General features: G+C 71.1%; 12 protein-coding genes. 11 read left to right on the top strand and 1 reads right to left on the bottom strand.

Features of this window, described 5'->3' with window-relative positions; genetic code table 11:
• From groL to K318_RS0101000, 11 genes are all read left to right on the top strand, one after another.
• Positions 1-1596, top strand: a complete 1596-nt coding sequence (gene groL, locus K318_RS0101050) for a chaperonin GroEL (protein WP_029088097.1) — start codon at positions 1-3, stop codon at positions 1594-1596.
• A 231-nt stretch (positions 1597-1827) separates the two neighbouring features.
• The gene (locus tag K318_RS0101045) at positions 1828-3066 is read left to right on the top strand and encodes an amidohydrolase family protein (protein WP_051297304.1); all 1239 of its coding nucleotides are present in this window, start codon (positions 1828-1830) and stop codon (positions 3064-3066) included.
• A gap of 2 nt (positions 3067-3068) precedes the next feature.
• Entirely contained in the window at positions 3069-3845 is a 777-nt protein-coding gene (locus tag K318_RS0101040; protein ID WP_035280139.1) for a tyrosine-protein phosphatase, read from the top strand.
• 186 nt (positions 3846-4031) lie between these two features.
• A complete protein-coding gene (locus K318_RS18455) occupies positions 4032-4307 on the top strand; it encodes an AbrB/MazE/SpoVT family DNA-binding domain-containing protein (RefSeq protein WP_051297303.1) in 276 nt (91 codons plus the stop codon).
• On the top strand, positions 4304-4741 hold the full coding sequence (locus K318_RS18450; RefSeq protein ID WP_051297302.1) for a type II toxin-antitoxin system VapC family toxin: 438 nt from the start codon (positions 4304-4306) through the stop codon (positions 4739-4741). The genes K318_RS18455 and K318_RS18450 overlap by 4 nt, the downstream gene beginning before the upstream one ends.
• A 116-nt stretch (positions 4742-4857) precedes the next feature.
• Complete coding sequence (locus K318_RS0101025; RefSeq protein ID WP_029088094.1) at positions 4858-5766, top strand: 3-hydroxyacyl-CoA dehydrogenase; 909 nt, start codon at positions 4858-4860, stop codon at positions 5764-5766.
• 165 nt (positions 5767-5931) lie between these two features.
• The gene (locus K318_RS0101020) at positions 5932-8631 is read left to right on the top strand and encodes an ATP-dependent Clp protease ATP-binding subunit (protein ID WP_029088093.1); all 2700 of its coding nucleotides are present in this window, start codon (positions 5932-5934) and stop codon (positions 8629-8631) included.
• Positions 8632-8794: 163 nt separating this feature from the next.
• Positions 8795-9088 carry a hypothetical protein gene (locus K318_RS0101015; RefSeq protein WP_029088092.1) on the top strand — a complete coding sequence of 98 codons (294 nt, stop codon included), beginning with the start codon at positions 8795-8797 and terminating at the stop codon, positions 9086-9088.
• Positions 9089-9132: 44 nt separating this feature from the next.
• On the top strand, positions 9133-10209 hold the full coding sequence (locus K318_RS0101010) for a pseudouridine synthase (protein WP_029088091.1): 1077 nt from the start codon (positions 9133-9135) through the stop codon (positions 10207-10209).
• A 98-nt stretch (positions 10210-10307) separates the two neighbouring features.
• A complete protein-coding gene (locus tag K318_RS0101005; protein ID WP_029088090.1) occupies positions 10308-11021 on the top strand; it encodes an enoyl-CoA hydratase/isomerase family protein in 714 nt (237 codons plus the stop codon).
• Between the two features lie 228 nt (positions 11022-11249).
• Complete coding sequence (locus K318_RS0101000) at positions 11250-12098, top strand: lytic transglycosylase domain-containing protein (protein WP_029088089.1); 849 nt, start codon at positions 11250-11252, stop codon at positions 12096-12098.
• 25 nt (positions 12099-12123) lie between these two features.
• Here K318_RS0101000 and K318_RS0100995 read toward each other — a convergent pair whose 3' ends face one another.
• On the bottom strand, positions 12124-12903 hold the full coding sequence (locus K318_RS0100995) for a GNAT family N-acetyltransferase (RefSeq protein WP_084499474.1): 780 nt from the start codon (positions 12901-12903) through the stop codon (positions 12124-12126).
• Positions 12904-12917: the final 14 nt, after the last annotated feature.

Below are 12917 nucleotides of genomic sequence, written 5' to 3'. Positions count from 1 at the left end.
ATGGCAAAGACCCTGCAGTTCGACGATGAGGCGCGCAAGGCCCTCGAACGCGGCGTGAATGTCCTCGCCGACACCGTCAAGGTGACGCTCGGACCCCGCGGCCGCAATGTCGTCCTCGACAAGGCATGGGGCGCACCCACCATCACCAACGACGGCGTGACCATCGCCCGTGAGGTGGAGCTGGACGACCCGTACGAGAACCTCGGCGCACAGCTGGCCAAGGAAGTCGCCACCAAGACCAACGACGTGGCCGGCGACGGCACCACGACCGCCACCGTGCTGGCGCAGGCGCTGGTCCAGGAGGGCCTGCGCAATGTGGCCGCCGGTGCCGCCCCCGGCCAGCTCAAGGCCGGCATCGAGAAGGCCGTCGACGCCGTCGAGGACCGTCTCCGCGAGATCGCCCGCGATGTGGACGGCTCCAAGGAGATCGCGTTCGTCGCGGCCCTGTCCGCGCAGTCGGAGGAGATCGGCGGGCTCATCGCCGAGGCCTTCGAGAAGGTGGGCAAGGACGGCGTCATCACGATCGACGAGTCGCAGGCCGCCTCGGTGGAGCTCGAGTTCACCGAGGGCATGCAGTTCGACAAGGGCTTCCTGTCGCCGTACTTCGTGACGGACGCGGACCGCCAGGAGGCCGTCCTCGAGAACCCGTACATCCTCATCAACCAGGGCAAGATCTCGAACATCCAGGATCTGCTCCCGGTGCTGGAGAAGGTGCAGCAGGCGGGCAAGCCGCTGTTCATCGTGGCAGAGGACATCGAGGGCGAGGCGCTCTCGACGCTCGTGGTCAACAAGATCCGCGGCATCCTCAACGTCGCGGCCGTCAAGGCCCCCGGGTTCGGCGACCGCCGCAAGGCGATCCTGCAGGACCTGGCGACCCTGACCGGCGGCGAGGTCGTGACCCCGGACATGGGCATGAAGCTCGACCAGGTCACGCTCGAGCAGCTGGGCTCGGCACGCACCGTCACCGTCACGAAGGACGCCACCACGGTGGTCGACGGCGCGGGCGAGCAGGCCGAGGTGGACGCCCGTGTGGCGCAGATCCGCGCCGAGGTCGAGAACACGGACTCCGACTGGGACCGCGAGAAGCTCCAGGAGCGCCTGGCCAAGCTCGCCGGCGGCGTGGCCGTCATCAAGGTGGGCGCGGCGACCGAGGTGGAGCTCAAGGAGCGCAAGCACCGTGTCGAGGACGCCGTGTCCGCGACCCGTGCGGCCATCGAGGAGGGCATCGTGGTGGGCGGCGGCTCCGCACTCATCCACGCCGCTCGCGTGCTCGACGGCAACGATCTGGGCCTGTCCGGCGATGCCGCGACCGGTGTGAACATCGTCCGCCGCGGTGTCGTCCAGCCCCTGCGCTGGATCGCCGAGAACGCGGGTGAGGACGGCTACGTCGTCGTCTCCAAGGTGTCCGAGCTCGAGGCCGCCGGCCAGGGCTTCAACGCCGCGACCGGCGAGTACGGCGACCTCATCGGCGCAGGCGTCATCGACCCGGTGAAGGTGACCCGTTCGGCTCTGCGCAACGCGGCCTCCATCGCCGCGCTCGTGCTGACCACGGAGACCCTGGTCGTCGAGAAGAAGGACGAGGAGGACGAGGACTGAATCCTCCTCCGCCCGGACCGGCGTGAGCACCGCGGGGCCGCTGCTGCAGGCAGCGGCCCCGCGGTGCTTTTCTCATGCCTGCTGCTGCGCGCTGCCGGTCCGCTGCGGGTATGTGGATTCTGCGCCTCCGGTCGGCTGAGCGCGCAGAAAGTGCATACGTGTGCGGATGAGCGCAGCGCAGAGGCTGAGCGGGCAGAGGCTGAGCAGGGCGAGCTGTGCGACGATGGCAGTATGACTCCTGCTCAGCACTCGCCGCACACCGCCGGAGCCGCACAGAGCGGCACTCTCCTCATCCGCAACGTCCGACCCTGGGGCGGTGGGGCCCGGGACATCCTGATCGAGGACGGCCGGATCGCCTCGCTCACTCCGGTGGGTGAGGGCTCAGCACGGGTGTCCGTCCCGGAGATCGACGGACGCGGACTGCTCGCAGTTCCCGGCCTCGTGAATGCGCACGCGCACGTGGACAAGTCCTGGTGGGGCCTGCCGTGGGAGTCCTTCGGCGGCGAGCCCGGCACGGACGGGCGCATCCGCCACGAGCGGGCCGAGCGCGACCGCCTGGGCATCCCGGGAGCGGACATCACCCGGACGGTGCTGGAGCGGATGGTCGCGAGCGGCACCACCGCGATTCGCAGCCATGTCGACGTGGACCTCGGTCTGGGCCAGCGCGGGATCGAGACCGTGCGCGAGGCAGCCGCAGGCTTCGGCGGTGCACTCGAGGTGCAGATCGTGGCCTTCCCGCAGGACGGCGTGCTGCGCAGGCCCGGCGTCATGTCGCTGCTGCGGGACGCGGTGCAGGCAGGCACGGAGAGCATCGGCGGCCTCGATCCCGCGACGATCGACCGCGATCCGGTGGGGCAGATCGACGGGATCATGGAGATCGCGGGCGAGTTCTCCGCGGGCGTGGACGTCCATCTCCACGACCCGGCGGACCTCGGCGTGTTCCAGATCGAGCTCATGTGCGAGCGAGTGGAGCGGCACGGGCTGCAGGGGCTGGTGAACATCGCGCACGGCTTCGCGGTGGCACAGGTGGACGCCGCCCGGCGGCGCGATCTGCTTGCGCGCATGGGCGAGCTGGGCATGTCGATGACGACGGTGGCTCCGCCCCGGCTGGGCGCGCAGCAGCTGCCGATGCGCGAGCTGGAGAAGGCGGGGGTGCGCCTCGGGCTGGGCACGGACGGCATCCGCGACCTCTGGAGCCCCTACGGCACGGGAGACGTCATGGGCATCGCGTGGCAGTTCGCCCGGGCCGGAGGCTGGGTGCGCGATGAGGACCTCACACAGGTGGTGCGGCTGGCGAGCAGTGACGGTGCCTGGGCGGTGGGCCGCGACGACCACGACCTCGTGGTGGGAGGGCGCGGCGACGTGGTGCTCGTCGATGCCGAGAACCCCATGGATCTGCTTGTGCGGGGCCCGCAGCGGGAGCTCGTGGTGGGCGCCGGGCGCATCCTCCACCAGCGGGACGGGCGGTGACGATGCCTGTGCCCGGCCTGCCCAACTTCCGTGATCTGGGCGGACACCGCACGGCGGAGGGGAGGAGCGTGCGCTCGGGCCTCCTCTACCGCTCCGTGGACCTCAGCCGCCTGGACGCAGGAGGTCAGGAGGCGCTGCGGAAGCGGGGCATCCGCACCGTGTTCGATCTCCGCACTGCGTCCGAGTGCGAGGAGCGACCGGACCGGCTGCCGGCGGGCGCACGACGCGTCCCACTCGATGTCCTGCGCGATTCGCAGCAGACGGCCCCGGCGCACATGTCTGCGTTCTTCGAGGACCCCGCCCTCGCGGGGGAGTTCCTGAGCGGCGGCCGCGCGGTGGAGCATTTCGCGCAGGCGTACCGGGACATCGTCTCGCTGCCCAGCGCGCTCGAGGCGTACCGCGGCTGGTATCGCGGTCTCCTGGACTTCGGTGACGCTCCCTCGCTCGTGCACTGCACCACGGGGAAGGACCGAACCGGCTGGGCGGCGGCTTCGCTGCTGCTCACCCTGGGCGTGGACGCGGACACCGTCATGGCCGACTACCTCCGCACCAACACGGATCTTCTGCCGGCGCTGCAGCCGCTGTTCGACCGCTTCGCCGAGAGCGGCGGGAACCCGGCGATGCTCGAACCGGTGCTCGGGGTCCGGGAGGAGTACCTCGTGACGGCGCTCGCAGAGGCGGAGACCCGGTTCGGCGGGATCGAGGGCTATGTGCGCCGGGGGCTGGGTCTGAGCGAGGACGAACTCACCCGCCTGCGCGGCCTGCTGCTGGAGGACTGAGCCGGTGAGGAGGGCGCGGCCGGCTGAGCGCGTGTTCCCGGTCATGTGGGTCTCGGGGAGAATCGGCGGACGGTGGATTGGCTGCCGCCTGTTCGCGGGCCCTCGGCATCATGCGTCGATTCTGCGAACCCTTGCCTTACTTTTTGCCTTCTCGTAAGATGTAGGTGTCTTCCGAAAGGAGATCCGATGTCTGAGGCGACGGTGACCAGCAAGGGTCAGATCACGCTGCCGAAGGAGCTCAGGGACGAGCTCCACCTCACCACGGGCTCGAAGGTGGCGTTCATTCGAGCGGGAGAAGGGCTCTATCGGCTCATTCCCCGGACTCGGAGCATCCGGGACCTCATCGGAATCCTGCACGACCCGGAACGCGCCCCGATGACGATCGAGGAGATGAACGAGGCGATTGCCGATGGCTGGGCTGCCAGTGGCGCGCAGGGCGTGGAGCGGCAGGAGCGAGAGTGAGTGCACTCGGCCGTTCTGCGACGGGGGTGGACACCAATGTGCTCCTCCGGGCTCTTCTGCAGGACGATGCCACTCAGTCGTCTGTCGCCGCAGAAGTGCTGCTGTCCTTCTCCCGTGAGGCTCCCGTATTCGTCACGCAGATCACACTCGCAGAGACGTACTGGGTGCTCCGGCGTTCTTGCGGGCTGTCACCGCAGGAAGGGCTGGCGATCATGCGCCGCCTCCTGGAGACGGAGTCCCTGGAATTCGACGACAGTGAAGGTGCGCTGCGTGCCCTCGTCCTCGCAGAGCAGGGGGCGGACTTCGGAGATGCTCTGATCGCCGGTGCCATGGAGCTGTTCGGAGTGGAGCGCGTGGTGACCTTCGACCGACGGGCCGCGCGGCGGCTCGGATGGGATCTGCTCGTCGGTGCGGACGAGTCCCGCTCGCGCTGATCTCTGCCTCACATCCGGAAATCCTGCGGCACCCTCGTGCGTTGTGGCAGGTGACCGAGGCGCTGCCCGCACTCCCGCGGGCGGGCCGATTCGGCCGGAAGCACGGAGGAGCGCACATGACGGACATCGCGACCGTCACCGTATTCGGCACTGGGGTCCTGGGTTCCCAGATCATCATGCAGGCGGCCTACAACGGCAAGCAGGTCACGGGCTACGACATCTCGGACGAGCTGCTCGCAAAGCTGCCGGACCGCTGGGAGTGGATGCGCGGCTTCTACCGCCGCGACCTCCCGGACTTCGACGAGAAGCGCTTCGACGAGGCCATCGCCTCCATCCGCACCACCACGGACATCGCCGAGGCCGTCGCGGAGGCCGATATCGTGATCGAGGCGGTCCCGGAGAACCTCGAGCTCAAGAGGAAGGTGTGGTCGCAGATCGGCGAGGCGGCCCCGGAGCGGACGATCTTCGCCACGAACTCCTCCTCCCTGCAGCCCAGCGATTTCGCAGATGCCACGGGTCGTCCCGAGAGGTTCCTCGCCCTGCACTTCGCCAACATGGTCTGGCTGCACAACACCGGCGAGGTGATGCGGACGGAGAGGACGGACGATGCGGTCTTCGACACCGTGCTGGAGTTCGCTGCGGAGATCGCTCTCGAGCCCATCGCCATCCGGAAGGAGACGCCGGGCTACGTGCTCAACAGCCTCCTCATCCCGCTGCTCAACGCCGGTGCCTATCTCTATGCGAACGGAGTGGCGGACCCCGAGGACATCGACAGGACATGGAAGGTCGCCACCGGTGCCCCCAACGGCCCCTTCGAGATCTACGACACCGTGGGCTTCAACGTGGCGGTCAACATCATCCGGAACAATCCGGAGGACGCCACCCTGCAGGAGTTCGCAGACCTCCTCGAGGAGCGCGGCATCAGGCCGGGCCGGGCCGGTCGCGCCGACGGCGCGGGCTTCTACACCTACAACGAAGACGGTGAGGCCGTGGCTCCCGTCGAGGAGTGGCGGCTGGGCTCCTGAACCGCTGGGCGCGAGGCCGCGGCTCCCGCAGGGGAGCGGCGGCTGGGCACCTGACCGGTGCTGAATGGCGGCCTCGGGCAGGAATGGCGGATCTGCGGGCGGGAATATCCAGCGCTCCCGAGTGTTGACTTGAGTGACATACGCTCAACTCAACGGGAGGCTGAATTGCCCACCTTCTTCGGTCCGTCCGGTGCGGGCGGCGACTCGTTCGAGAGCTTCCTGGCCCGGCTCATGCAGAGTCAGGGGCAGGCGCGCCGTCCCATCGACATCACCCGGCTCCTCACCCGGCGCACGCACGCGCTGCTCGAGGTCGCAGGCAGATTCGCGGCAGAGCACGGCCACGCAGAACTCGACGTGCTCCACCTCGTCCGGGTCATGATGGACCACGATCAGATCGGCCGGCACATCGCCGCCACCGGCGCGGACCCGCAGGCGATCGCACAGGCGGCGGAGTCCCGCATGCCGGAGCGCGCCGAGGGTGCCTCGGAGAGCTCCGACGAGCAGGCTGCGGCCCAGGTCTCCCTCACCGCGGCCACGCAGCGCGCCCTCCTCGACGCCTATCAGGTGGCCCGCAGCTTCGGCTCCACCTACATCGAGCCCGAACACGTGTTCTTCGCGCTGGTGCTCAACCAGGACATGTCCGCAGGCCAGCTGTTCGCTCAGGCGGGCGTCACCCCGCAGACCCTGCATCAGGCCGCCGCAGAGCAGGCGGCGCGACAGGCCTCCGGACAGTCCGAGGCCACGGCGAGCGGCGCCTCGACGGGGGAACCCACCGGAGAGGGTGCCTCCGGGACTCCCACGCTCGACCAGTACGGCCTCGATCTCACCGCGCTGGCACGTGAGGGGGGCCTGGATCCGGTCATCGGCCGGGCGGAGGAGATCGAGCAGACGGTCGAGATCCTCGCCCGTCGCACCAAGAACAACCCGGTGCTGATCGGCGAGGCCGGTGTGGGCAAGACCGCCGTTGTCGAGGGGCTGGCGCAGGCGATCATCGCCGATGAGGTGCCCGCCCAGCTGCGCGACCGGCGCGTGATCTCCCTCGACCTGCCCGCCATGCTCGCCGGCACCCGCTACCGCGGCGACTTCGAGGAGCGCCTCACGAAGGCGATCGAGGAGATCGCGGACAGCGAGGGGCGCATCATCGCCTTCATCGACGAGCTGCACACCGTGCTGGGCGCCGGCGGCAGCGGCGAGGGCATGGACGCAGGCAACATCCTCAAGCCGCGCCTGGCCCGCGGCGACCTGCACCTGGTGGGCGCCACGACGCTCAGCGAGTTCCGCCGCGTGGAGAAGGACCAGGCGCTCGCCCGCCGCTTCCAGCACGTGACGGTGGACGAGCCCTCGGAGGAGGACGCTGTGCGGATCCTCGCCGGGGTGAAGGACCGCTACGAGGAGCACCACGGCGTGCGGTATACGGACGAGGCCCTGCGCGCGGCCGTGGAGATGTCCTCCCGCTACATCACGGACCGGTTCCTGCCGGACAAGGCCATCGACCTGCTCGACCAGGCAGGTGCGCGCATGAGCCTGCGCCGCGGACCCAGCCGCGAGCTGCTGGATCTCCGCGAGAAGCGCGCACAGCTGGACGCCGCGAAGGCCGCAGCTGCGGCCGCCGAGAGCTTCGAGGAGGCCGCCCGCCTCCGTGACGAGATCGAGGAGGTGGACGGGCGGATCGCCGCGGCCGAGGGGAGCGCCGCTCGGCGGGATGCGGCTGCGCAGGACGCCTCCGCGGTCTCGGGTGCCCCCGAGGGTGCCGCCGCCCAGGGGAGCACGGCCTCGGGCGCGTCCGAAGCCTCCGCCGCAGGCGAGGCGAACCAGATCGTGGACGAGCACGAGATCGCGGAGATCGTCGCCCGGTCCACAGGGATCCCGGTCGCCCGCCTTGCGGAGGGCGAGCGCGAGCGCCTGGCACGCCTCGAGGACGAGTTGCACGAACAGGTCGTGGGGCAGTCCGATGCGGTCTCCGCCGTGGCCCGTGCCGTGCGGCGCAGTCGTGCGGGGCTGAGCGACGAGGGCCGGCCCGTGGGCTCGTTCCTCTTCCTGGGTCCCACAGGCGTGGGCAAGACGGAGCTCGCCCGAGCACTGGCCGCCTCGCTGTTCGGCGATGAGAAGGCCATGATCCGCTTCGACATGAGCGAGTTCGGGGAGCGGCACACGGCCAGCCGGCTGGTGGGCGCGCCTCCCGGCTACGTGGGCTTCGACGAGGCCGGCCAGCTCACGGAGCAGGTGCGCCGCCGTCCGTACTCGGTGATCCTCCTCGACGAGATCGAGAAGGCGCACCCGGACGTGTTCAACCTGCTGCTGCAGGTGCTCGACGACGGCCGGCTCACGGACGGACAGGGGCGCACCGTGGACTTCCGGAACACGGTCGTCATCATGACCTCCAATGTGGGGGCCGAGTTCCTCACGAGCTCGATCGGCACCATCGGGTTCTCCGCCGAGGCCGGCGACGCCGCGGATGCCGGCGTTATGGACGCCGGGGTGCGCAGCCGGGTGATGTCCCGCCTCAAGGAGACGATGCGTCCGGAGTTCCTCAATCGGATCGACGACATCGTCCTGTTCGGGAAGCTCGACCGTGAGGAGCTGCGGCGGATCGTGCAGATCCAGCTCGAGGACACCCGGCGGCGCGTGCGGGCGCAGGGCTTCGAACTGGAGGTCGGCGAGGACGCCGTCGACTGGATCGCGGAGCGCGGCTGGGAGCCGGAGTACGGAGCACGGCCGCTGCGGAGGGTGCTGCAGCGCGAGCTCGACGACCGGATCGCTGAGCTCCTCATGGCCGAGCGGCTGCGCGCCGCTGACTGCGTCGCGGTGACGGCGGCAGACGGCGAGCTCCGCGTCGCGGCGGCCGCCCCGGCGCAGGCTGCGTGACCCGGGGCCTCACCGTGCGGCCGTGAGGCATTGCGGGCGGGCGGGTGCGTCGGCTTGGGTCTGTGGCAGGGAATCCGTACGGTCGCTTTCCATGAGCAGTCCGTGCGATGACCCCTCGGCTCCCCGCCTCTGCGTCCGCCCGCCTGCGGTCCCTCCGCGGCTGATGGCTGCGGTCCTCGCCGCCGCCGCGCTCTGCGGCCCGGTCGCGCTCCTCTCCCTCCCGGCGCGTGAGGCACTGGTCCGAGCCTTCGCGGAATCCGCGCTGGGCAGGGTGTTCGCGCCGCTCGCCGATCCCCTCTTCCTGCTCCTGGTGGGCATCACCGGAGTGCTCGTGGTGGTGACCTGGCTGCGCAACCGGCAGAGGTTCTGGATCCTCGTCGCGGCTGCGCGGCCGGTGGCGGCGAGGCTGTCCCGAGGCCCGGCCGCGCAGCCTGCCGCCCCTCCTGCCGGGCGCTGACGGCGCCGCAGCGCCGGCTCTGCCGCGGTGCTAGCCTCGCAGTCATGCGCCCGCCTCTGCCCCCGCGCGAGGGGATCACCGCCCAGCGCCTGCGCGCTCCCGGCGGCACGCGGACGCATGCGCGTTCGCACGAGACCCCGCCGGAGACCGTGGGGGAGTGGCTGCGCGGAGACTTTCCGGAGGCCTCGGCGGCGGAGCTGGAGGCGCTGACCACGACGGGCGAGCTCACGGACGAGAGCGGCTGCCGGGTCGCCCTGGACAGCCCGCTCGTGCCCGGCGGCTTCTACTTCTTCCACCGCGACTTCCCGCCGGAGGAGCGGCTGCCGGTGGAGATCGGCGTCGTCCACGAGGATGCGGAGCTGCTCGTCGTCGACAAGCCGCACTTCCTCGCCAGCACGCCCAACGGACGCTTCGTGCGCGAGTGCGCCGTCACCCGCCTGCGAGTGGAGCGGGATGAGCCGGACCTCGTGGCGATCCACCGCCTCGACCGGGTGACGGCGGGCCTGCTCGTCCTGTCCCGGCGGCCCGAGACCCGCGGCGCCTACCAGACGCTGTTCCAGGAGCGGCTCATCCGCAAGACCTACCGTGCGCTCGCTCGGCTCCCGGAGGGCGGGGGTGCGGGTGGGGCCGAGGCTGGTGCCCGAGGCCGCAGCGGGCCCGAAGGCGCGCTCGCACCGGCGTCCGGGCGCATGCTCGCACCGGGCTGGGCCGCCTGCCGCGTCTCCCGTCTGCACAAGCCCGAGGGCGGACGGCAGGTGCTCGAGGAGCCGGGCCCGCCCAATGCGCGGACCGAGGCGCGGCTGCTGCGCGTCTGCGAGAACGGGTGCGGGAGCCCTGGCGGCCTCGGGAGCTCTGCCGGGCACAGGGGCACGCATCCGGACGGTGCCGTGGGCGAGTTCGAACTCCACCCGCTCACGGGGAAGACGCATCAGCTGCGCGTGCACATGAATGCCTGGGGGATGCCGCTGGTGGGCGACCCGGTCTATCCCGTCGACCTCGAACCCGATCCCTATGACCTCTCCTCGCCGCTGCAGCTGCTTGCTAGCAGGCTCGAGTTCCGCGACCCGCTCACCTGGGAGCCGCGCGTCTTCGAGACCCGCCTGTGCCTCGGCGGGGTCTGAGGTTCGGCCGTCCCGTATCCTGCGAGAACCTGCCGAGGGTGCCCGCCGGAGCCCGTCCGCCCGGTGCCCCGGCCTCCCGCGAAGGAAGGGCCCTCCCCATGATCCGTCAGTCCCGCTCCGAGGGCATCGTCACCCTCGTCCTCGACAATCCGGGCCAGGCCAACGCTCTGACCGCCCCCATGCTCACGGAGCTGTGCGCGGCGTTCGAGGCGGCCTCGGCGGATCCCGAGGTGCGTGGGGTGCTGCTGACCTCGGCGGGGGAAAAGGGCTTCTCGGCGGGTATGGACACCGCGCAGTTCGACCACGCGAGCCCCGTGCGGGCCGGGGAGACCATCGCGCGCCTCGGGCGGGTGTGCGAGGCGGTCAAGGCCTGCGCGGTGCCGGTGGCCGTCGCGCTGCGGGGGTACTGCATCGGGGGAGCGCTGGAGATCGCGGCGGCCGCGGACTTCCGTGTGGGCGGCGAGCGCTCGTGGTACTCGATGCCCGAGGTGCGCATCGGCATCCCCTCCGTCCTCGAGGCCGCGAACCTCCACCGCCTCATGGGCTGGACCAAGGCCGCGGAGCTGATCCTCACCGCCCGCCGCTTCAGCGCGCAGGAGATGGAGCGGTGCGGCTTCCTCACCGCCCTCGTCCCGGACGCCGAGGCCGAGTCCCGTGCGCTCGCCCTCCTGCTGGAGACGGCGCTGGCCGACAGGGAGGTGCTCGCCCAGCAGAAGCGGCTCTTCCGCACGTGGCAGAACACCTTCGAGCGCGAGGCTGTCGCGGACAGCCGGAAGGAGTTCGCTCTCGCCTTCGCCCGCCGGGAGGGGTGACGCCCTTCGGGTGAGGCGCCGTGGTGCTCCCCGTCGCAGGGCACCGGGCGAGGCGCCGACCGGCCTGCAGCGTGTGCGCGTGCCGCGGACGGCCTGCTGTCCGCGGCCTCCCAGCGGTCCCTCCGGATGGGCCGGTAGGGTGAGTGCGCCCTCGGACGGAGGCCGTGCGCATCGCTGCCGGCCGGAGACCCGAGGGCAGAGGCACGAGAACGACGGGGACGGAGACGGATGCGACGCGGAACTGCGGCACTGCTCGGCATACTCGCCCTCGTCGTCATACTCGTGCTCGTCGGAGGCATCTGGGCGCTGGGGTCTCTCCTCTCCACGCCGGCTCCCGCGCCGTTGGACAGGCAGCCGGGGCCGGCCTCGGCGGACTACGGACCCGCGGAGGGCTCACCCGCGCTGCCCGCCGCCCCCGCGCTCGGGGGAGTGCAGGCCCAGGACCCCTCTGCCGAGAGGGAGGACGGTGGCGCCTCGGCCGCCGGCCCGCCTCCCGCCGCCGGCTCGCCCGCAGCGGAGTTCGCGGTGGCCGGTGAGTGGGCTGAGGAGCTGAGCACGCGCACGGGGATCGGTGCGCGGGCGCTCGCCGCCTACGCCGGTGCTGCGGAATGGGCGAAGTCCACCTATCCCTCCTGCGGGGTCGGGTGGAACACGATCGCCGGGATCGGCTGGGTGGAGAGCCGCCACGGCACGATCAGCGGTGCGGAGGTCGACGCGGACGGTGTGGCCCGCCCCGCCATCATCGGGATCCGGCTCGACGGTGAGGGCCCTACGGCGCGGATCCCGGACACCGACGGCGGCGCGCTCGACGGGGACACGGAGTACGACCGTGCCGTGGGTCCGCTCCAGTTCATCCCGCAGACATGGGAGCGGTACCGCGTCGATGCGCGCGGGACGGGAGCGCCGGACCCGCACTCGATCGACGACGCGGCGTTCACGACCGCCCGCTATCTGTGCAGCGGGGACCGCGATCTCACACGGGACGAGGACTGGCTCTCCGCGGTCTTCGCCTACAACGCGTCACAGGAGTACGCGGACAACGTCTTCACGGCCGCGCAGTACTACGCGGACGTGTGACTGCGGCCGACTGCGCGGTGCGCGCTCAGCCGTGCGAGCCGTCGAGTCGATGCTCCAGTCCCAGCCGGACCGCGGGCCATTCCGCCGCCGTGATCGAGTAGACGACGGTGTCGCGCAGGACGCCGCGGTGGATCTGGTGGCTGCGGAGGATGCCGTCCTGCTTGGCGCCGAGCCTCTCGATGGCACGCCGTGAGCGGTGGTTGTGGAAGTGGGTCCGGAACTCCACCGCGATGCAGCCGAGCTCCTCGAAGGCGCGCGTGAGGAGCATGAGCTTCATCTCCGGATTGATGCTCCCGCCCTGGGCCGCGGGCGCGATCCAGGTGGAGCCGATCTCGAGGCGGCGATTGGCCGCGTCGATGTTCATGAACGTCGTCATGCCGATCGCGTGCCCCGATTCCGCGTCCACCACCGCGAACGGGGCCATGCGGCCCGCGCTCTGCTCCTCGAGCCGCCGGGCGATCTCTGCGGGGACGCCCCCCGGGGCCGGGATCGAGGTGACCCAGACATCGCCGAGCCGGCCCGCTGCCTCGGCGAGGTCCGCGGCATGGTCCTCGCTCAGCTGCTCGAGGCGGACGCGCTCGCCCAGCATCTCCGGGGCGGCGGTGAAGTCCTGCGGCTCGGGCTCATGGGCGGGCGCCTCGTGGCGCCGGCGGCGACGGGGGACGGGTTCGGTCGAGGTCTGGGAGAGTGAGAGTCTCACCTGGTCGGCCCCGGCGGAGATTCGGCGGGGCTGCCCGGAGCGGGACGCGGACTGAGCCCCGGGCTGCGCCTCGGGCCGGAGGTTCTTCCCGTCACGATGATCCATGATCCACGACGGTA

The organism is Brevibacterium album DSM 18261 (genome assembly GCF_000426445.1).
In the GTDB taxonomy this organism is placed as follows: Bacteria; Actinomycetota; Actinomycetes; order Actinomycetales; family Brevibacteriaceae; genus Brevibacterium; species Brevibacterium album.
The sequence above is the reverse complement of the archived record's forward strand: the minus strand, read 5'-3'. Positions and strand labels throughout refer to the sequence as shown.